The sequence below is a fragment of the Undibacterium sp. SXout20W genome (assembly GCF_049340285.1).
In the GTDB taxonomy this organism is placed as follows: Bacteria; Pseudomonadota; Gammaproteobacteria; order Burkholderiales; family Burkholderiaceae_D; genus Undibacterium.
On record NZ_JBMPPH010000009.1, the window covers coordinates 12,197 to 33,619 of the forward strand.

The following is a 21,423-nucleotide window of genomic DNA, read 5'->3' on the forward strand; positions in this document are numbered from 1 at the left end:
CCTCGTAATTTTTATGAACAACAAATAAAAAAACCGCTTTCCTCAGAAAGCGGTTTTGTGGAGCATGAATCGCCAGTATTAAGCGTGCTTCTTAATAAAATCGCCAATTTTCGGGCAAATGATGTCGCGCCAGCGTCGGCCGGAGAAAATGCCATAATGGCCGCAACCCGGGGCGATGAAATCTTGTTTCATACTGGCTGGAATGCTGCTGCACAGATCGTGTGCTGCCTGAGTCTGACCTGGGCCAGAGATATCGTCCAATTCACCCTCAACGGTGAATAAAGCAACGGTTTTAATATCTTGTGGACGAACCAGCTTGCCTTCTACTTCCCAGGTTCCCATTGGTAAGCGGAATTCCTGGAAAACTGTTTTAATCGTTTCAAGGTAGTAATCGGCTGGCATATCCAATACCGCATTGTATTCATCGTAAAATTTGCGATGTTGTTCGGCAGATTCGTCGTCACCCTTGATCAGGTGTTGGTAATAGTCCCAGTGACTTTGTGCATGGCGATCAGGATTCATGGCAACAAACCCCGTATGCTGCAAGAAGCCAGGATACACTTTGCGACCGTAACCCGGATAATTTGCTGGTACGCTATAAATAACGGTATTTTCGAACCATGAGAATTTCTTCTCAGTCGCTAAATTATTGACTTGCGTTGGTGATTTGCGAGGATCAATTGGCCCGCCCATCATTGTCATCGTTTTTGGCAATTTGGGATCATTGTCGGTGGCCATTAATGCGATTGCTGCTAATACAGGCACTGTTGGTTGGCAAACAGAAATAACGTGGACATCCGGACCCAGTAAGCGAATAAAATCCTGGACGTAGTAAATATAGTCATGTAAGTGGAATGCACCTTCTGACAAAGGTACCATGCGGGCATCCGTCCAGTCCGTAATGTAGACGTCATGCTGCGGTAACAAGCCTCGTACAGTATCTCGCAGCAATGTGGAATGATGTCCGGAGAGGGGTGCCACTAATAAAACTTTAGGTTGTTTAAGTTTTGCTGCATCTTTATCACTCAATACTTTTTTGAAATGTAATAATTTACAAAAAGGTTTGATGACTGCAGTCGTTTGTGCAATTTCAACGACTTGTTTATCAATGGTCGTCGTCGTAATGCCAAATTCTGGCTTTTCGTAGTCTTTGCCCAACCGAAACATTAATTCGTAACCAGCGGCTATTCTCTGTGCGTACGGTGAGTGCGCGAGCGGAGAAATAGGGTTGGTAAATAATTTTGAAGACGCCTCCGCCCATTGTGTCATTGGGTTAAGGAAGGCGCGGTTTAGTTCGTGTAATTGGTAGAGCATGTTGACATCTTTCTTGAAAAAGACGGAAAACCGGTTTAATGATTAACTTATTGTCTGTAAGTAACTTTTTTGGCAACGATATTATCGATAAATCTGATAGTTTTTGTAACTGTTGTTAGCATGTATTGCATTGCATCATAAACCAGTTACAGAAATTTTGTGTTTTCTGGTGTAACTGTATATCTTTTGCTATGTAAATGAATGTTAAATGCATTAATTAAAGTACAATTCTCGGTCGTATTGTATAGCATGAACGCTGCAGTTTTATCTTATTAGAGGTACCTGGGTATGAGTAGTAGTCAATATCTTTCTGAAACAGAGTGGCGTGAAAGCTGCTTTGTTGCGTTTGATGAAATGCGGGACAACCCTGGTGAAGGCCGTATTTTGGCCAAAAAGATGCGCCAGCAAGCCATTTCCCATCGATTGCCCGTAGTGGGTACCTTTGCTGAGTTGCTGATGGCATTTGCTGACTTTTTTGAAGGTAATCTGGAGTTAGCTGAACCTGAATTTGAACGAACAGCGGCGATGTTCGAACTTGTTGGCGATAAACAGGGTCTGGCTTTTGCTAATTTCGGTACGGTCGCAGTATGGCGTAAGCGTGGGATGTCGGAACAGGCGTATTCCTTGTGTCACTCTAAGATTTTGCCTTTACTTCCTGCTCAAGATCATCGGCTCTCGGTGTTGGTTTTGAATATCCTCGCTGTTTTATCGCAGGAATTGGACTTTACCGAAGAAGCGATCCGCCATTTTTATAAGGCGCTGGAACAAGCCAGACGGCTGCAAATTTTAAATCGCGCATCACAGATTTTAGCTAATCTGGGTGAGATCTTTTATATGAGCGGCAATGTCGAATACGCTGAAAATTTACTCGAGGAGGCGCGCCAGATCGCCGTCGAATCGAGTGAACGCTGGTTGGCACCGTTTATTTCGACGATGCTGGCTCTGTGCAAGTTGTCCTTGGAAAAAAACGAAGAAGCGTATGCCGCGGTTGCGCCCTATATCGGTGAGGGAAGCGCTGCTTTACATACCGATGCCGCTAGTCGTGCTTTCTGTTTTTCTGTGGCGGCTTATACCCTCGCCAGAAAAGGGCAAATGATGCATGCTGAACAGCTCAGCAGCGTGGCGATGAATTCACTCGATAGTTTTGAAGATAAGCATTTAAAGCCTTACAGCTGGTGGGTTAGCGGCTATCTGCATTACTGTCATCAACGTTATCAGGATGCAATCAGGGACTTGCGTCGAGCGATTGAAGAAAGTGGGAATAAAGGTTATTTCTACGTCCCTCTACGCGCGATGAAGCAAATTATCGATATTTTGTCGGAACAAAAAAACTGGGAAGCGGCATTTAAAGAACAACAACGCTATGTTGATCTTTATTCTAAGGTACAGGGGCGTGCAACCCGGATTCATGTCCAGACTTTGCACATTAAAAATGAACTCAAAGAAGCTGAGTTGGCTCGCCGGCTGGCCGAAGAAGCCATACAAGAGCGCAAGTCTCTTGATGACGAGCTCAAACGCGTGTTAATTGAACGCGAAACAATTTTAGAGAACTCGATTGTTGGCATGCTTTTTTTGAATCAACAAGGGCGGGTTCAATGGGCAAATACGCCGCTTTGCAACATGTTTGGCGTCGATAGAAAAACAATCCTTGGCACCTCTCTGGAACAATGTTACCCGTCACGCGAGGAATACTTGAGATCTGGTGCGGCGGTTAATCTGGCTGTGAAAAATGGTCAGACTTATCAAACCGAAATAATGATGCGCCGTGCTAACGGTAAATTGTTCTGGGTTCATTTTTCGGGACAAGCGGTTGATCGAAACAATCTCTCCCATGGCACAGTGTGGGTTGTCATGGATATCTCTTCACGCCGTCAATTAGAGGTGGATCTGAATCGTTCGGAAAAACATTATCGCCAGTTGGTTAATAATGCCTCCGAAGGTATCTTGGTCGTACAAAACGGAAAAATTGTATTTACCAATCCCAAAGCAATCCGCTTGACAGGCTGTGATGCTGCGCAGCTACAAGATGCGCAATTTTTGGATCTGATTTTTGCAGAGGATCAGTCTGTCGTTGAAAAATTTAATGCTAGTTGTTTGCAGTCGGAACAAACCGAGCAATATTTTCATTGCAGGATTATGCATCCGATGACTGGTGCAATCACGTGGGTTGAACTATCGACCGTATTGATTGATTGGGAGGGGCAAGCGGCCACTTTGTCCTTTATGTCGGATATTACCCAGAGAAAGCACCTCGAAACAAAGTTACAAGACAGTATGGCTGAGCAAATGCGTCTGCAAACTCTGCAAATGCAAAATGAGCTTAATGAGGCAGAGGTTGCTCGTCGTCACGCAGAGGAGACAACAGAGGCTAAATCTCTTTTCTTGGCCAACATGAGTCATGAAATCCGTACGCCCATGAATGCCATCATTGGCATGGCACATCTCGCGTTACGTACAGAATTGACTCCTAAACAAAGAGATTATCTGGAAAAAATTCATCAGGCGGGATTGTCTTTGACGGCAATCATTAATGATATTCTGGATTTTTCTAAGGTTGAAGCAGGTAAGTTGGCGATCGAATATGCCGATTTTAATCTCGATGATGTTCTTGGAAATACGTCGGCAATGACGGGCGATCAGGCGTACGAAAAAGGCTTGGAATTAGTCTTTAGTGCGCCTTCCTCCGTTCCTCGTCATTTACGTGGAGACTGCCTGCGGTTAGGACAGGTCTTAATTAATCTTGTCAATAATGCCGTCAAATTTACTGAACGTGGTGAAATCACCGTTCGTTGTCAACTCATTGAGCAAAACGCAGAACGCGTCAAACTTGAGTTTGAAGTACGTGATACGGGCATTGGTATGCCGGCAGACCAAATGCAAAAGCTATTCATACCTTTTAGCCAGGCGGATGAATCGACAACCAGAAAATTCGGTGGCACAGGGTTGGGTTTATCGATTTCGAAACGCGTTGTGGAATTAATGGGTGGCGACATTTTTCTTGAAAGCGAAGAAGGTCACGGAACTTCTGTACGTTTTCATGTGTGGTTTGGCTTGCGGGACGAAGTACAGCCTGTGACACAGTTGCCACAGGCGTTAGCAGATATGCGAATCCTGGTTGTGGACGATAACCGCTTAGCCGCAGAAGTATTGCGGGATGAGTTATTGAGTATATCTGGTCATGTTGATATTGTGCTGACTGCCAACGCTGCGATTGAGGCTGTTGAAGCCAGAGATCATCATCAAGCCTACGACTTGATGTTTGTTGATTTAGATATGCCTGATATTGACGGCCTGGCATTGATAGGCTTATTAAAAAATATCAAAACCTTGCGTTCTTCGCCGTTATTTGTGCTGGTTGGTGTGCATGGGCGTGAAGAAGTTAATCATCGTGCTGATGTGGTGCCTGATGGTTTTATATGTAAGCCGGTCAATGCCGTTGCGATACGTGCGTGCCTCGCCGAACTCTATTCTAAGCAAGAGCATCAACTGATGCCGAAAGAATTGCTGACGATTCCGCAGTATAAAGATTTGCGTGTGTTATTGGTCGAGGATAACGAAATTAACCAGCAAATCGCTCGCGAATTGATGGAGGCGAGTGGCATCCATGTTGAGATTGCAGAAAACGGGAAAGTCGCAGTAGAGAAAATTTTTGCGAATGAACGAGATTATTTTTCGCTGATCTTTATGGATCTTCAAATGCCAGAACTTGACGGCTACGAGGCAACAAACGCTCTGCGGGTGGACGATCGTTTCCAGGATTTAACGATTATTGCCATGACAGCACATGCGATGAATGATGAACGTCAACGTTGCCTCGACTGCGGGATGAATGCCCATCTTGCAAAGCCTATCGAACCACATTCGTTGTTTGCCACGATTTCTCAATGGTGCCCGACGCATGTAGTTAGCGCTGCCGCTGAAGTCGTTGTCAATGAAGCGGCAAATAGCTCAAATCAACTTCAGATTGAGGGACTTGATACGCAAGAAGGTTTGAAGAGAACACTGGGTAACCATGAACTGTATTTTGAATTGCTTGCACGATTTTGCGATGATCAACGTGACGCAGTGGTCAAAGCGCAAGCTGCATTTGTTGATGGCGATGCAGGGTTGGCAGAACGCCTCATCCACACCCTAAAAGGTGTCGCTGCATTAATTGCAGCCAAAGATGTTCGTTATCTCGCTGAAGAATTGGAGTCATTTTTACGGAATTCAAATCAGGCGCGGGATATTATTTCTCGGTTTGATACTTGCCAAAAGCAATTGCAGTTGACGATATCCTCGATCGAAAATGCAGTGTTAAACGCAAAAACGACGCCGCTGCCGGAGTCTGCACCCAATATCAATCCAGTGTATGAGCGTTCGTTGTTACAGGCCAAGTTGACGCAATGTGAAACACTCTTGGCAGAGTCTGATGGCGAGGCGCTGGATATCCTGGTCGAGGCGAGCGATTTAATCGTGCAGGCACTTGGTGTAGAGTCGCATAAGCAAGTGATGCGAGCTGCAAAACAATTTGATTTTGATGGTGCCTTAGATTATCTGCGCCAAGGTGCAAAATCACATGGTTATCAAATTAATTTGCACTCAATTGGCTAAGAAAGGGGCGGAGGAATGATGGTTTACGCATTATTTTTTCCTCAAGAATAATGAGTCAGCACATCGACGCAGGCTCACGACAATTAATCCTGATTGTCGATGATACGCCGGGTAATATCGCACTATTGACGGGGCTTTTTAAAGAGCACTACAAAATCAAGATAGCGACCAGCGGGATGAAAGCCCTTCAGATCGCTGCGCAGCAGCCTATGCCTGATCTGATTTTGCTTGATGTGATGATGCCAGAGATGGATGGTTTTGAAACTTGCCGTCGATTGAAATCGGATCTTTTAACTGTTGATATTCCGGTTATTTTTCTCACTGCAAAAAATCAACCAGAAGATGAAGAAAAGGGACTACGACTCGGTGCTGTTGATTATATCAGTAAGCCAATTAGCCCTGCGGTCGTTGTCGCTCGGGTCGCTACGCAGCTTGATTTGATCAGAGCACAGCAACTTTTGCGTGATCAAAATAAATATCTGGAGAGTCTGGTTAATGACCGCACGCGTAAGCTAGGTAAGTTGCAAGATGCCTTTATTTTGGCGATGGCTTCGTTGGGAGAAGCCAGGGATAACGAGTCGGCGAACCATATCTGCCGGACCCAAAATTATGTCAAAATTTTGGCGCGTCAACTGACGGATCATCCGCGATTTAAGAATGAATTAAACGCTGAAAATATTGAATTATTGTATAAGTCAGCGCCGTTGCATGATATTGGCAAAGTTGGTATTCCAGATAAAATTCTGCTGAAGCAAGGTAAGCTGACGCCAGATGAATTTGAAATGATGAAGCAGCATACCGTGCATGGGCGTGAAACAGTATTGTTAGTCGAACGCTATTCAGGCGAAAGCAATAATTTTTTGCGCTTTGCGCGCGAAATCGCCTACTCGCATCATGAAAAATGGGATGGTACTGGTTATCCAACTGGATTAATTGCCGATCAAATTCCAATTTCTGCAAGATTGATGGCAGTGGCGGATGTTTATGATGCTCTCATTTCAAAGCGTGATGCAGGAGATGCATATGTAAATATGGATGTGATCGCTATTATGCGTGAGGGACGAGGAACGCATTTTGATCCGGATATTTTGGACGCGTTTTTAGCAGTTGCGGATCAATTCGAGGCAATTGTGCAAAGATACCGCGAACCTATCACATCGATACCTAGCGCACGCCATTAACACGATGTGCTTCTGACAGTTGTGCATTGTTGGTTCTAATCAGGTAGTGTTGCGGGATGAAAAAAATGCAATAATGCGTTCTTGTGAAAGTTGTCTTATTGCAATTAACTGTCATTCACATATTAAAAATTAACCGGAATGCTATGAAACTTTTGCCTCTCGTGAAATGCAGCTTGATTTTATTTTTGTCTGCTATTTTTCCCTCTCTTGCGCATAGTGATCAGTTGCCGTCGGCATCGCCTATTATTGGCGAAATCAGACGTGATAGTAACGGGCATTTAATTGCCACGAATGCAGCAGAAGCAGGCAAGGATGTATTAGGGGGGAGCAAAGCTTCTCAAACTACGAATATTTCAGTGCATGAAGGTCGTGGCTCAAAAAAAAGCCCAATTCTGGGTGCATTGACTGACGTTGTGATTGAAAACACCGGAACGAGAGCACAGACTGAAATACCAATTACATTTGGTCAGGCATTTACTGCCAGCGACTTAACCCAATCAGACGGGCTCATAGGTAAGACTGTTGACGGTGCGACGATTCCATTACAAATCAATGTGAAGGCAAGTTATCCTGATGGTTCGATTAAGCATGCGATTATTTCTGCCATCGTGCCAGCAGTCAGTGTCGAAAATCCACTCACCTTTGGGTTAGTGAAAGTGGAGGGGGGCAATAACTCGATTAGCTCAAATTCCAAGTTTCCGCCGACATCCACCTCGGCGTTACTGACTACCGATTTCAACGCAACGATCAATGTCAGTATCGATGGTCAGATGTATACAGCATCTGCAGTACCGATGCTTAAAAAAGGGGCATACAAAACATGGTTGTCAGGGCCGATTGTCAACGAATGGCAAGTGTTGGTCCCCTTGGTTTCTGCTGCAGGAATCACACACCCACAACTAGTAGCACGCTTTTATGTCAGATCTTATTCGGGCATTAATGCTGTGAAAGTGGATGCGATTATTGAGAATGTCTGGGCTTACATAAATGCGCCGCAAAATGTCACTTGCAACGTTAATGTGGACGTCGGCGGCCATAATGTTTATGCCAAAACTGGTTTAACGCATTATGCCTATAGTCGGTGGCGCAAATCGTTTTGGTGGGGTAAAACACCTGACATCAATATCAAAGAAAACACGGCATATTTGATCGCGTCAAAAGCGGTTCCAAATTACGACCAATCTTTCTCTGTTTCTGATATTGCCCTGACAGATCTTTGGAAACGCTGGAGCGGCAACAAAATTGAACCCATGGGCACAGGTTTAGCATTGGCCTATATGCCAACAACTGGAGGGCGTGGTGATATTGGCCTGTTACCCGGTTGGGCCACAATGTATTTGCTATCCATGGATAAGCGCGCCAGAGATGTCACGTTAGGAATGGCAGATTTGGCGGGGAGTTGGTCTATCCATTACCGCGACAGACAGACGGATCGCCCGATTAGCATACTTAACCATCCCTATATAACATTGTTGGGACATCGTTCAGACACGTTTAATCCAGCAACAAAGAAATATGAAGAATTCCCTGAGTGTCTTCAATGTAAGAGCGAAAATACAGCTGACTCGGCACATGAGCCTGCCTTTAATTATCTGCCCTATCTTCTGACTGGCGATTATTATCAATTGGAAGAATTGCAGTTTTGGGCAGCGTTTAACGCCTTTGAATCTAATCCTGGTTACCGCGGAAATATATTGGGCTTAGTTAACTGGAATCAGCTCAGAGGGCAGGCATGGGGGTTGCGAACCATCGGCGAAGCTGCATTTATTACACCAGATGCTGATCCCTTGAAGGGTTTGTTTCAAAGTGTCGTGACCAATAATCTAGCTTGGTTTAATGCGCACTACAGCAATAATCCAGATGCAAACAACTTGGGTATTATTGTTGATGGTGCGACCTTGGTATACGAAAATGGGACGGGAATCGCCCCTTGGCAAGATGATTTCTTTACTGCTGCGATCGGTCGTCTCGCAGAATTGGGATTTCCTGCAGCTAAGCCATTATTGCAATATAAGGCGAAATTTCCTGTAAGTCGTATCAATGGACCTGGTTTTTGCTGGATATTTGGCAGCGTTTATAAAATGTCAGTCAGATCAACACCGAGTGGTAAATTTTTCTCTAACATCGCTCAAACATTCCGTCCAAGTGCCATTTCGAATTATGGCGAACAACAAGGCGCGAGCATCGCGCAAATGTCTTGCGACAGCTCGGAAATGTCCTATGCATTAAAATTACGGTCAGGCGAAATGTTGGGCTATGCGAATTCATCGGAAGGCTTTCCTTCCAATTTGCAACCAGCCTTGGCGTATAGCGTTGATAGTGGGGTAGCAGGTGCTAAAGATGCCTGGCAAAAATTCATATCTCGTAGCGTGAAACCAGATTACTCAAAATCACCCCAATTTGCGATTGTCCCCCGTTGAAACAAAGCACAGTTCCAAAACGCAAGGGACATAGTTAAGCACTTTATTACTGTAGGAGTGTACGTTTTTAATTTCTGACATGTCTGTGCTGGTAATTACACAGAAAACCAATTTAATTGCAGGCACTCCGCAATTCTGGCAAAAAGATGCTTAACAATAACTTCAAAACAATATTCAAATATGTACTGTATAAAAAACGGCGGCCAACGCCGCCATTTTTTAATAATAACTTTAGTATTATGCTTTCTGAGTTTTGCGACGTGCCAAGACTAAACCAAGCAATCCGAGGCCGATTAATGGCATGGATTCCGGTTCAGGAACGGATGTTGTCGGCGCATTGTAAAATGCATAATTTGTAAACGTGCTCCCATTTGCCCAGTCATGTACATAGGCTGATACATCGCCAGGCGAAACATAACCGTTAGTATCATTCGTAAAGTTTTGAGGTAAAACTAACCCTTGGGCTATACCTTGACCACTGATGAAGCTGCTAATCGGGGCTGGCCCTTTGTACGCGCCGTTGGCAGCATAGACGCTATACCAAGCAGCATTGTTGATTGACGCCGCACTTAGCCATTTGTTGAAATCACATAATCATTTGGGTTGTAGTCACCCGTTGTTGCTCCAAATAGCAGTGCTGCAGCTTGCTGGCCTGAATACTCTTGCGGGGTATTTGACCACCATAATCCCTGATCTACTTGCCAGCTTCCCAGGTAGGTTGGTACTGCAACCGCCTGAGACGCGAGTCCTGCTGTCAATGCGGTAACGGTAAAGAATTGATAAATAAATTTTTTCATATTTTCGCCTGATTGTTGTAGGTTCAATCAGATCAGCAAAGAGTATGCCAAAAAATATTTAACGTTATAATCAAAGGTTTATGAGGATTTTAATTTTTATACTATAAATTTTGTAAAAATATTCGACGAAAAATTACATCGATCAATTTGCGCTTTTGACTATCCATTCTGACGTCCAACTTGCGACTTGATCGCGCCATATTCGACTTGAAAACGTGTGATCAGCACCTGGCAACTCGTGTTGCGTGAAACGTGTTTGGCATAACAGTTTTCGCCAAGCTGGCGAGCTGTTCGCTGCTATGGAAAATTCTTGGGCTGTCAGATCGTTGCCGCTTAACAGGATCAGTACTCTCCCGGAAAACTCTGCCAACGAAGCAAAAACGCGGTCAGGGAGTTGTACTGAAGAGGGCGTTTTAACGCGAGACAGTCTAATTTGCTCGATCAAGGAGCCAATGGCGGAGAGAAATTGCGAACGCTTACTGAATAATTTGTACCAGAACTCGGCTTGCATGAGCCTTTGTCGAAAATAATGTTTTAAATGGGTTTGTGCCTGTGTTTGCTCTGTTCGCAGCCATGGATTGGCAAGAACAAGTCCACTTACGCGGGGGTCTTGAACAGAATAAAACGTTGCGGCAGTGGCGCCGTCGCATAAGCCCCATAGGACAACACGTTCGATACTTGGCGCCGCTTTTATTAATGTATCGATCGCGCTACGAATATCCGTTCCAGTATCGTCAAAATTGCGTGGTTTGCCAGTGCTGTCGCCCATTCCGCGATAGTCGAATCGGAATGTCGTAATTCCGCAATCAGCGAGATTGCGGGCGAGCAGGATGAATTGCCTGTGACTACCAACTCGATACTGCGGTCCGCCGACCAAAATGACAACCCCGACGGATGATGTTTCATGCGGACTGTGAATAATGCCAGTCAAATAATCATTCTGGCATTCGAATATGAGTGCTCGTTCTTGCGCGGAGGTCATGCTGTCCCTTTCAATGCACTGGCGCAACGTTCGATCCAATTCATGTCGACCGTGCCTTCGGGGGATTGCCAGCACGGTGAACCGTTGACAATGTGAAGTCGCACTTGATTGCCTTGTTGTTGCCAATGATTAAAAATCCGCTGCCTGGAAGGCGACAGTACCTGGCCTGATTGCGCCATCATTTCGATCCATTGAATTTGCGTCGCTGGTAAATTCCAATCGCTAATATTGATTTCACTTATTGCATTCAACAGGGCGTGAGAAATGTCATAACCAGCAATTTCTATGCTTTTCTGTTCAGTAAGATGAGCTTCTGTTGGCAGCGTTGGTGAGTTAGATTCTTTATTGAGAATGGCACGAGCCAAAAGGCTACGTTTGAATTGATGTACAAATTGATTACCGTCGAAGACTGGTTGGCAAAGTAGTACCTGATCAAATCCTATTTTCTCTACAGCGATGAGCTCTGCAGCCAGGAGTGACCCAAGCCGGTCAGCCCACAAGTGCAATTTGCCATTATGTTTTTCTTTAAGGAAGGTCACAGCTGCAATTAAATCGGCTTTCCAGATATTCCAGTCTGCCTCAGCAAAATCGCCACTGCTGTCGCCACAGCCAAGCAAATCAATTTGCAATACATTTAAGCCATTTTCAGCGAACCGACGGGCAAGTAGCCCTGCGCTGCACCGACCTTTGTTCATTTCCTCGGCAAATGCGTGTATGTGTAAAATGCAATCCGACCCAACTCGCTTTAAGGCGGTAGGATGGTACATGCAAAAACGTTGCCCGGGAGCAGCGGGGAGGAAAAAAGCTTGAGGCGGGGGATTTACCTCCATTATTCCGTGGTGAGTTAAGCTCATTATTGGATTTGAGAGAGTTTTTGATCAACGGTGGCAGCAAGACTGCCTAGCGTTGCAAAAACATCGCCGTTGATCTCTGAATCGTCAAATTTGAGCCCATAAAATTCCTCAATTTCAGTGATCACGCTGATGACTGTGACTGAGTCCAGTTCTGCAAGGCTTCCTAGAAGAAATGTATTTTCATCAAAGTGAGCGGCATGTTCACCAAGTTGTAAGGTGTTAATTACAATGTTTTTAACGTCATTTAGTGAATTCATAATTTTCCGTTTTCGTTTCGCGAAGCCATTCTAGTATTTTTAGTCTGTTTTTGCCCAATAAATGACGTTAATTTGTTGCTATTTTAACATAGAAAGCATCTAAACGAGATTCATGGTTTTTGATAATAAATTAAGTATCAATATAAGCAAATTTTTTCTGCAATGGGCATCAAAAATCAATAGAAATTTGTTTTAATATTAACTATGTCGATTTTTTTTACAGTTTAAAATCGCTACTTAGCTCTTTTGCTTTGATGCATGATTTGGTAATGCTAAGTAATTGAAAAATAGAGTTTTTTTAATCGAGTCGCAACGTTGGAATATTTTTTGCTTATTTATCACTCAGCATATTTTTAGTTAATATTTTAATAATTTAAGTAATTAATTAATAATAACGAGAGATTAGCAGGTCATAATCAATATTCAATAATTAATATTTCATTATAAATTATCAATTTTTAATGATAAGCTAGTCGTACTTTACTGAAAGTGCCAGGGATAAACTAATGTCAACTGAACAACCTAAAAATAATGAGGAAATTACGCAGTTACCTCAAGCTTCAGATTATGTTGGCGTCAATGGTGGGCGTCGTCGTTTCACAAAAGCGAGTATCGCCGCGTCTGGTGTGATTGCAACATTGGCTACACGGTCTTCTTTAGCTGCAGAGGCGATTTCACCCTCAGGTTTTGTTTCCGTGAACCAAAGTCGGCATGGCGCGCATCACCAGAGCCGCGCACGCACCCCACAATATTGGTTAAGTGCTACTCGATGGCCAGTAGGCAAAGACACTAAATTCAATGCCATATTTCACCAATGTTCTCATAGTTCGCCTTATTTTAATGTCAATTGTGCTGATGTATTGGCTGGCAAGCTTGCACATGGTGTTCATGCGCACAATGATGTTGGGGCGTATTTGGTTGCTGCCTATCTCAATGCGACCATGGGCTGGACTGATGAATTTCTGACTAGTTCGCAATGTGTCATTATGGGCAATGAATGGCTGCAAACTGGTCTGTTTCGTCCGACTGCGAACGTAACGTGGACAAGTGCACAAATTACGCATTATTTCCAAAATACCCAGTGCTAAGTCTTAAAATGACCTATCGTCCAATCGAGTAATAATTGATAAATGGAATCTGAAAAGCTGTGGTCGACTACTCTTAAGAGCGGCGTAAATTTGCTTAGAATGAATGAAGAATACGTCGTTTATGAGCCAATATCTGGTAGTACGCATTTACTTGGTGAAGTCGCAGGTCAGATTTTATTGTTTCTCGAGTATTCTCCGGCAAATGTCCGTCGAATTACGGCGGCACTTTTTACTCAATGGGAGCAAGCTCCTTCTTCAGAAGTTGAGCGGAGTATTGAAAATGTCTTGGAAGAACTGCGGGCAATGCATCTTATTGAGTGTGTTTGATTGAAGCTGGCTGAACTTTCAGATTCCCTACTTTACCAAAAGCTGCATGAAGGTTTACCTTTGCAGACGGGGTCATTTGTCGTCAAAATAAAATCGTCTATACCATCTGTGGCTCGAGGCTTGGCTTTGCTTTATGCTGATTACCCATTGTGCTCGGGTGAATTTGCTGATTTTCACGTAACTATTTTTCGACCTCTGAATTGGCGGCGTTACTTTAAATCACAGGTCGTATTCAGTTTTGAAGGAATGTCCCCCTTTAGTCCTTTGCCATATAGTCAGGCATTTCCTATGATGGAGTGGGGCTTGAATTGGTGTATTACTCATCATGCTCACAGTTATTTAAGCATTCACGCCGCCGTCCTGGAAAAAAATGGTAATGCAGTGATTCTGGCGGCCCCCCCTGGTTCTGGTAAAAGTACTCTATGCGCCGCTTTGATGGCGAGAGGCTGGCGTCTCCTGTCAGATGAGATAACATTGGTGCGATTGAGTGATGGTCTTATCGAGCCAGTCCCGAGACCGGTTAGCTTGAAAAATAATTCGATTTCAATAATTCAACAATTTGCAACGGATGCAATAATGAGTCCAGTCGTTCGGGATACTGTTAAAGGAACCGTTGCACATATGAAACCATCATCTGAAAGTGTGCATCGTGCACAAGAGCTTGCACGAGCGGCGTGGATAATTTTCCCTAAATATGTGGAGCGATCAGAGACGATACTAAACTGCGTATCGCCCGCTCGTGCCATGATGAACGTTGCTGAAAATTCATTTAATTATGGATTGCTTGGCCAGCGTGGATTTTCTGCGTTAGGGCGGATGGTGCAGTCCTGTCAAAGCTATGAATTTCAGTACAGTAGTTTAGATCAGGCTATCAAGACGTTCGATCAATTGCCTTCGCCAAGTCTTTCATGAAGCATGTTCCGCTGATTGTAGCCGCTTTTCGCGACCCTTTTGTCGTCTCTGGTTGGGATACGACACAATGGGATTTGGTTTTGTGCCAACTACGCCAGTCAAACATGATCGCCAGTATGCATGCGAGTTTGAACTTACACGGGTTGTTGATAGCTGTTCCTGAGCAAGCGCGCAGGCACCTAGAATGGGCAGCTTTGCTTTCTGAGCAACACCTCCGGTCCGTACGGTACGAGGTAAATGCGATACGTCTTGCTTTAGAGCATATAAAAGTACCTCTTGTATTACTAAAGGGCGCGGCTTATGTGATGGCGGATTTGCCTCGTTTTGCTGGCAGGATTTTTTCTGATATTGATATATTGATCCCCAAAGACGCTATCCTTGACATTGAATCTTCATTGATGATTGCGGGATGGCATTCTACGTTGAATGATCCGTATGATCAACACTACTATAGGGTGTGGATGCATGAACTGCCCCCTATGACCCATGTGACTCGTGGAACGGTGATTGATGTGCATCATGCGATCGTTCCAATCACATCAAGAATGCATCCCGATTCAGCTAAGCTCCTGGCGAATGCCCAGCCCATTCCAGGGGAGCAGCTAGTGTGCACCTTGTCTGGTGTGGATATGGTATTGCATAGTGCTGCTCACCTTTTCTGCAACGGTGAATTTGAAAATGGGTTTCGTGATTTATTAGATCTGCACAATCTTCTCTGTCATTACGCTGGTTTATCAGGATTTTGGGATGAAATTGTCGAAAGAGCAGTTGAACTTCAGCTCTCACGCCCAATGTTTTACGCCTTGCGTTACGTAACCTTAATTTTTGAGACGCCAGTGCCATTCGAGGTAATGAAAAAAGCAGATGCCGGTCGGCCTAATGCGCCGTTGCTCAAAGTGATGGATAGTTTATTCGAGCGTGCATTGCTTCCGCATCATCAAAGTTGCAAGGATTGTTTTACTGCTCCGGCAATATTCGCGTTGTATTTGAGGGGTAATTGGTTGCGCATGCCACCTTTTCTCTTGGCACGTCACCTGTTTCAAAAGGCATTTATCTCAAAACGCAACGCTACGCCTGAAAGAATATAATAGTAGAGTCGTGTAGTCATATATTTATATTGAGCAATTTTCATTTCTATTCGTTCCTCGCAACCCTCGCATTCCTCTCGTCGTGACGAAAATTTTTGCTTATCGGTGTCCGATAAAGATAATTTTCTTTCAATGCGTGACTTCCTCGCCAAATGTAGTTAAAATTAAAACAATTGTTAATTTGTCGATAAATTTTACATATTCTTACAGTTTTAACTGGTGGTTAATTGTAAGTACTTGATTATTTTGGGAGTTAAATTTTGGAACAGATTTTGCTTGGTAGGAAATTCAACATTTACAGTTACTGAACGCGCTTAGTTACTGATTGGATTGCTAGCTTTTGTGCCAAGCATTGAATCTAAGTCACGCAATAAGATTGGTGGTGGGGTTTGGTTAGTCAGTTGTTTTATCTGGCTTTTACACGACCAACAGATTATTGCAGAGCGTTCTGACAGTGAATGGTGAAGTAAAAACAATTGTACGGAGAAATTATTATCTATATCAAAGGTGACTCTGTTCGGCTAGTTCAATTTCCCTCGTAGTAATCAAAATATTTCCTACGGTAAATAATAGACTACACAGGTTGCATCTTAAAAAAGATTCAATCAAATTCTATTAGATTTCCAAGTTAATAAATTGACATTAAATGCGTCGAGGCGCTGGCACTTTTGATTTTCTTATAAGTACATGTTGTCACTTTTATCGTGGAAATTTTTAGAATATGCGAATTGCCAATCATCACGTTCCCCAGTTCACGGTGTTTTTTCTTTTGTTTGAGACTTTATTAGCAATTCTTGCGGTTTATCTCGCAGCATACTTGCGGTTTCCTGCAACGTTTTTTCATTACATCCAAACGTACAATAATTTCTTCCTAACTGCGGTCATTTTTGCGTTTATCTTGATTTTTAGTATGAGCGCCTTAGGGATGTTTCACGTTAATTTTCATAAGGATTTGCGTGGCACTATTTTGCGTTTAATGCCTGCGTTACTCCTGACTGTAATTTTGTTGATACTTGGATTTTATATATTCCCTGATCTGTACCTTGGCCGGGGAATTTTGTTCTTAGTGATGATCAATTCGGCGATATTTATACTCATTGCGCGAATCGTCGTTTATAAATCTTCCGACTCTTCGTTGATTAAGTCTCGTATTGCCTTTCTTGGTTGTGGTGAATTGGCAAACGAGTGCGCTAAGTTGGCCTTGAATAATAATTCTTATAATCGATATTCCATTGTCGGATTTATTCCAGTTGAAGGTGAAACCTGTATGGTCTCCGGAGATAAAGTTCTCGCCAATGAGGGTGGTTTAGCAGCATTCTGTCAAAAAAACAAAGTGACTGAAGTGATCGTGGCTGTGAATAATCGACGTGGGCAACAGTTTCCGTTGAAAGAACTATTGGATTGCAAATTGGCTGGAATTAAAGTCATAGATGCATCGTCGTTTTTCGAACGTGAGTCATGCCAGATTCGTGTAAATACGATGCAACCAGGTTGGCTCGTTTTTGGTGATGGCTTTAACCAATCTTTTCTGCGCGGTTTGGTCAAACGAAGTTTTGATTTGATCGCGAGTATCGTTATTCTGTTAATGACGGTTGTCATTATGTTGGTTACCGCTATTTTGATTTACTTTGAAGATCGCGGTTCAATTTTTTATAAACAAGAGCGTGTGGGGCTCAATGGTAAAACTTATAACGTGCTGAAATTCCGTAGTATGCGTGCGGACGCTGAAGCTGATGGAAAGCCACAATGGGCAAGCAGCAATGATCAACGTGTCACGCGGGTCGGCAAAGTAATTAGATTGTTACGTATAGATGAGTTACCGCAAATTATTAATGTGATCAAAGGCGACATGAGTTTCGTCGGACCGCGCCCTGAACGTCCATTTTTTGTCGATAAATTGATCAATGAGGTTCCTTTTTATAACATGCGTCACAGTATCAAGCCGGGAATCACTGGCATAGCACAAGTGCGCTATGGTTATACTGCCACTAAAGAGGATACGATCCAGAAGTTGCAATATGACCTTTACTATGTAAAAAACAATAGCCTGTTTCTGGATTTACTCATCATGCTAGAGACCATTCAAGTTGTTTTGTTTGGCAAGGGAGCGCGCTGAGTGAAAATGATGTTTTATGCATAATAGTATTTCTATTTATAGCTATGGTAGTGCATCGCTGGGTTATCTTGCTCTTGCTGTTACCTTAGCTTTAAAGTGGAAGAATCAATGGCAATGGGGCATGTTTTTTGCCTCAGCCATCATCTCATCGTTATGGGCTGCGACGTTTGTTATTTTATTTGGATTAGGACTTAACGTCGCGCCGATCGCTCAGTGTCTGGAAGTTCTCCGTAGTGCTTGCTGGATCATTTTTTTAATGATGCTGATGCGTCCCGCCATGAATGCTGCTGGAAAACGCTTGCTCAATACGCGGCCATTCATCATCGGAATTCTGACCTATCTACTGCTCCTTTTGGTAGGCACCATCTTTATTAATAGCCGTCTCTTATCAGGATTGGTTGGTGTTGTCGCCATCTCAGGGCGAGCGGTGCTTGCTGTCATTGGCATGTTGCTCGTTGAACAGTTATTCAGAAGTTCCAGTGAGCATGATCGTTGGAGTATGAAATTTGCTTGTATGGCATTGGCAGGGCTGTTTGTTTACGATTTTTATTTGTATTCAGACGCAATGCTGTTTCATGCAATTAATCCCGAAATTTTGGCAGCCCGTGGTTTTATCAATGCCTTACTAATTCCCCTGTTCATTGTGTCACTCAACAGGAACTTAGAATGGACTACGGGCATCGCGGTTTCAAGAAGAATATTGTTTCACTCTGCAGCATTGATAGGCTCATCCGTATATCTCCTCGTGATGGCAGCGGCTGGCTATTACCTACGCTATTTTGGAGGGCAGTGGGGTGGCGTATTGCAAATGGCATTTTTGTGTGGTGCCTTCATTTTGCTCTTCACCGTTCTATTTTCAGGCTCAATGCGCTCCAAGTTAAGAGTGTTTATCAGCAAACACTTTTATCAATACAGTTATGATTATCGCGAGGAGTGGATTTGCTTTACTCGCGTATTGTCAGCGGAAGGCCCGGGGCTTGGTGAGCGTACCATTGCTGCGGTTGCGCAATTAGTAGAGAGCGGTGCGGGTACCTTATTCATTAACCGACAAGTGAATGAATTTAAAGTAATAGCGCAGTGGAATACCAACGCGAGCTGTCAAACCGTGAGTAACGATAGTGAACTGTGTCGATTTATGCGTGAAAAGCAATGGATCATCGATCTCAAAGAATATCGCCGTGATCCCGGGAACTATGACGACATTGAAATTGATTCATGGTTGATCAATAGTACCAGTGCGTGGTTGTTGATTCCATTGATATTTCAAGGCCGCTTGCTTGGGTTTATTTTGCTCGAGCAGTCACGTAGCAAAATCGAACTGAACTGGGAAATATTAGACGTTCTAAAAATTGCCGCCAATCAGGCGGCTAGTTACCTGGCGCAACAGGAATCTGCTGATGCACTCATGATTGCACGTCAATTTGAATCGTTTAATCGGATGTCGACATTTATTGTTCACGATTTAAAGAATATGGTGGCGCAGTTATCGTTGATGATGGTGAATGCAGAGAAACATAAAAATAATCCTGAATTCCAGCAGGACATGCTGCAGACGATTGATCACTCGATCCAAAAAATGAAAACCTTGCTGCAAAAATTAGCGCGGGGATTTGAAGCTGATTATGTCAGCCCGTTGAAACTCGATGAGTTGCTGCGGAGAGTGATCGAAACGAAGTCGCCATACGAGCCGAAGCCAATTTTAGAAGTCACAAAACCAGATATTGTGGCATATGCGAACCGTGAGAGAATGGAGCGGGTGATCGGGCATTTAATTCAGAATGCGATTGATGCTACTCCGCGTGAAGGGGTTATCAAAGTTGAGCTTGATCATAAAAACCAAGCTGTTGAAATACGGATCATTGATAATGGCGCAGGTATGTCTGAAGAATTTATTAATGAAAAATTGTTTTCGCCCTTTGTCTCAACAAAGGTGGCGGGAATGGGTATCGGTGTTTTTGAAACCAGAGAGTACGTTCAACAATTAGGTGGACGTCTTGAGGTCATAAGTCAACCAAAAGCAGGTACCTGTTTTACGATCATTTTGCCTGATAATAATAATCAGGATTTTGCCATTGCAAATCTTGCGTAATACCGAGGGGGTTATGTTGAGTCAGGATAAAAAGAAATTATTGGTGGTAGAAGACGATATCGGTCTGCAGAAACAACTTAAATGGAGCTTGGATGCCTATGACGTATTGCTCGCTGCAGATGCCGAAAGCGCGATTGCTCTATTGAGACGCCATGAACCCGCTGTTGTTACCATGGATCTTGGTTTGCCTCCAGATCCTGACGGCGCGTCGGAAGGATTAGCATTGCTTAAACAGATTCTATCCTTTCTTCCTGATACCAAAGTGATTGTTATTTCTGGTAATCAAGATCGTAAAAATGCTGTTCAAGCGATTGCGATGGGAGCCTATGATTTTCATCAGAAACCCTGTGAACCGGAAGTTTTAGATTTGGTGATTCAACGCGCTTTTTATTTGCATGAACTGCAGACCGAAAATCGGCGGATGATGCAAGAACGGTCAGCAACGCCGTTAGCCGGTGTGATTACGCGTGATCCTGCTATGCTCAAAGTCTGCCGCAGTATCGAAAAAGTAGGCCCGTCGTCTGCGTCAGTGATGCTACTCGGTGGAAGTGGTACCGGGAAAGAGGTCCTCGCCAGAGCCTTACACCAATTAAGCCCACGCAAGGATAAGCGTTTTACCGCCATCAACTGCGCAGCGATCCCAGAAAATTTACTGGAAAGTGAATTATTCGGATATGAAAAAGGTGCGTTCACCGGAGCGATTAAGCAAAATATCGGGAAAATTGAGTTGTCTCACGAAGGTAGTTTTTTTCTTGATGAGATAGGTGATCTGCCGATGGCTTTGCAGGCAAAGTTGCTGCGGTTTTTGCAAGAACGAGTGATCGAACGCATTGGCGGCCATAAATTGATTCCCGTCGATGTACGTATTATCTGTGCGACACATCAAAACTTAAAAGCATTGGCGGAATCAGGGCGTTTCCGTGAAGACCTTTATTATCGACTCAGTGAGATTGTCATTACGATTCCGCCGCTCGCTGAGCGAGTCGGTGATCCCGCGTTGCTGGCGCATCATTTTAAAAATAAATTTAATGAATTAGAGGGACGTCCCGGACTTAAATTTAGTCCAGAGGCATTGATCCTGATTGAAAATCATTCCTGGCTAGGTAATGTTCGCGAGATGGAAAATTGCATCAAGCGTGCAGTAATCATGTCGGAAGGGCCGCAAATTTTACCCGAGGATCTTGGGTTGTTGCAGGTTGATCCCATCGAAGAAAAAATGAATTTACGGCAGGTAAGAGAAGAAGCTGAATACAAGGCTGTCTTGAAGGCACTATCATTTGTGGATGGCAATATTGCTAAAGCTGCAGAGCTGCTTGGCGTTAGCCGCCCGACAATGTACGACGTCATGAATCGCCACTCAATTAAATAGTAAAGCTTGTTCCGTCGACCACTGCATAAATTATTT

Annotated in this window: 16 protein-coding genes; 10 read left to right on the plus strand and 6 right to left on the minus strand. The window is 43.7% G+C overall.

What is annotated here, in order from left to right; translation table 11 throughout:
• Positions 1-78 precede the first annotated feature (78 nt).
• Positions 79-1,314, minus strand: a complete 1,236-nt coding sequence (locus tag ACO0K1_RS07030; protein ID WP_423024115.1) for a polyhydroxyalkanoate depolymerase — start codon at positions 1,312-1,314, stop codon at positions 79-81.
• Between the two features lie 288 nt (positions 1,315-1,602).
• Here ACO0K1_RS07030 and ACO0K1_RS07035 point away from each other — a divergent pair, with 288 nt between their 5' ends.
• The 3 genes from ACO0K1_RS07035 to ACO0K1_RS07045 all read left to right on the plus strand — a co-directional run bounded on the left by ACO0K1_RS07035 (position 1,603) and on the right by ACO0K1_RS07045 (position 9,508).
• Positions 1,603-5,907 (plus strand): response regulator, encoded by a 4,305-nt coding sequence (locus ACO0K1_RS07035; protein ID WP_423024117.1) that lies wholly within the window; start codon positions 1,603-1,605, stop codon positions 5,905-5,907.
• A 50-nt stretch (positions 5,908-5,957) separates the two neighbouring features.
• The gene (locus ACO0K1_RS07040; RefSeq protein ID WP_423024119.1) at positions 5,958-7,088 is read left to right on the plus strand and encodes a response regulator; all 1,131 of its coding nucleotides are present in this window, start codon (positions 5,958-5,960) and stop codon (positions 7,086-7,088) included.
• A 143-nt stretch (positions 7,089-7,231) separates the two neighbouring features.
• Entirely contained in the window at positions 7,232-9,508 is a 2,277-nt protein-coding gene (locus ACO0K1_RS07045; RefSeq protein ID WP_423024121.1) for a hypothetical protein, read from the plus strand.
• Positions 9,509-9,745: 237 nt separating this feature from the next.
• On the opposite strand, the gene ACO0K1_RS07050 is transcribed toward ACO0K1_RS07045, so the two are convergent.
• The 5 genes from ACO0K1_RS07050 to ACO0K1_RS07070 all read right to left on the minus strand — a co-directional run bounded on the left by ACO0K1_RS07050 (position 9,746) and on the right by ACO0K1_RS07070 (position 12,398).
• Positions 9,746-10,066 carry a PEP-CTERM sorting domain-containing protein gene (locus ACO0K1_RS07050; RefSeq protein WP_423024264.1) on the minus strand — a complete coding sequence of 107 codons (321 nt, stop codon included), beginning with the start codon at positions 10,064-10,066 and terminating at the stop codon, positions 9,746-9,748.
• 11 nt (positions 10,067-10,077) lie between these two features.
• On the minus strand, positions 10,078-10,305 hold the full coding sequence (locus ACO0K1_RS07055; RefSeq protein WP_423024123.1) for a hypothetical protein: 228 nt from the start codon (positions 10,303-10,305) through the stop codon (positions 10,078-10,080).
• Positions 10,306-10,447: 142 nt separating this feature from the next.
• On the minus strand, positions 10,448-11,287 hold the full coding sequence (locus ACO0K1_RS07060; RefSeq protein WP_423024125.1) for a hydrolase 1, exosortase A system-associated: 840 nt from the start codon (positions 11,285-11,287) through the stop codon (positions 10,448-10,450).
• A complete protein-coding gene (locus tag ACO0K1_RS07065; RefSeq protein WP_423024127.1) occupies positions 11,284-12,141 on the minus strand; it encodes a hydrolase 2, exosortase A system-associated in 858 nt (285 codons plus the stop codon). Before ACO0K1_RS07065 ends, ACO0K1_RS07060 begins: the two co-directional genes overlap by 4 nt.
• Positions 12,141-12,398 (minus strand): phosphopantetheine-binding protein, encoded by a 258-nt coding sequence (locus ACO0K1_RS07070; protein WP_423024129.1) that lies wholly within the window; start codon positions 12,396-12,398, stop codon positions 12,141-12,143. The genes ACO0K1_RS07065 and ACO0K1_RS07070 overlap by 1 nt, the downstream gene beginning before the upstream one ends.
• Positions 12,399-12,904: 506 nt before the next feature.
• Between ACO0K1_RS07070 and ACO0K1_RS07075 the strand changes: the two genes are divergently transcribed.
• The 7 genes from ACO0K1_RS07075 (at position 12,905) to prsR (ending at position 21,387) form a co-directional block, all read left to right on the plus strand.
• Positions 12,905-13,486, plus strand: coding sequence for a hypothetical protein (locus ACO0K1_RS07075; RefSeq protein ID WP_423024131.1), 582 nt, complete (start codon positions 12,905-12,907; stop codon positions 13,484-13,486).
• A 99-nt stretch (positions 13,487-13,585) separates the two neighbouring features.
• Positions 13,586-13,813: an HPr-rel-A system PqqD family peptide chaperone gene (locus ACO0K1_RS07080; RefSeq protein ID WP_423024133.1), complete on the plus strand. Its 228-nt coding sequence runs from the start codon at positions 13,586-13,588 to the stop codon at positions 13,811-13,813.
• Positions 13,814-14,725, plus strand: a complete 912-nt coding sequence (locus ACO0K1_RS07085; protein ID WP_423024135.1) for an HprK-related kinase A — start codon at positions 13,814-13,816, stop codon at positions 14,723-14,725. It abuts the gene before it with no gap.
• Complete coding sequence (locus ACO0K1_RS07090; RefSeq protein ID WP_423024137.1) at positions 14,722-15,813, plus strand: nucleotidyltransferase domain-containing protein; 1,092 nt, start codon at positions 14,722-14,724, stop codon at positions 15,811-15,813. Before ACO0K1_RS07085 ends, ACO0K1_RS07090 begins: the two co-directional genes overlap by 4 nt.
• Positions 15,814-16,534: 721 nt before the next feature.
• Complete coding sequence (locus tag ACO0K1_RS07095) at positions 16,535-17,929, plus strand: TIGR03013 family XrtA/PEP-CTERM system glycosyltransferase (protein WP_423024139.1); 1,395 nt, start codon at positions 16,535-16,537, stop codon at positions 17,927-17,929.
• A 16-nt stretch (positions 17,930-17,945) separates the two neighbouring features.
• Positions 17,946-20,018: an XrtA/PEP-CTERM system histidine kinase PrsK gene (prsK, locus tag ACO0K1_RS07100; RefSeq protein ID WP_423024141.1), complete on the plus strand. Its 2,073-nt coding sequence runs from the start codon at positions 17,946-17,948 to the stop codon at positions 20,016-20,018.
• 16 nt (positions 20,019-20,034) lie between these two features.
• Complete coding sequence (gene prsR / locus ACO0K1_RS07105) at positions 20,035-21,387, plus strand: PEP-CTERM-box response regulator transcription factor (protein WP_423024266.1); 1,353 nt, start codon at positions 20,035-20,037, stop codon at positions 21,385-21,387.
• The last annotated feature ends 36 nt before the right edge of the window (positions 21,388-21,423 follow it).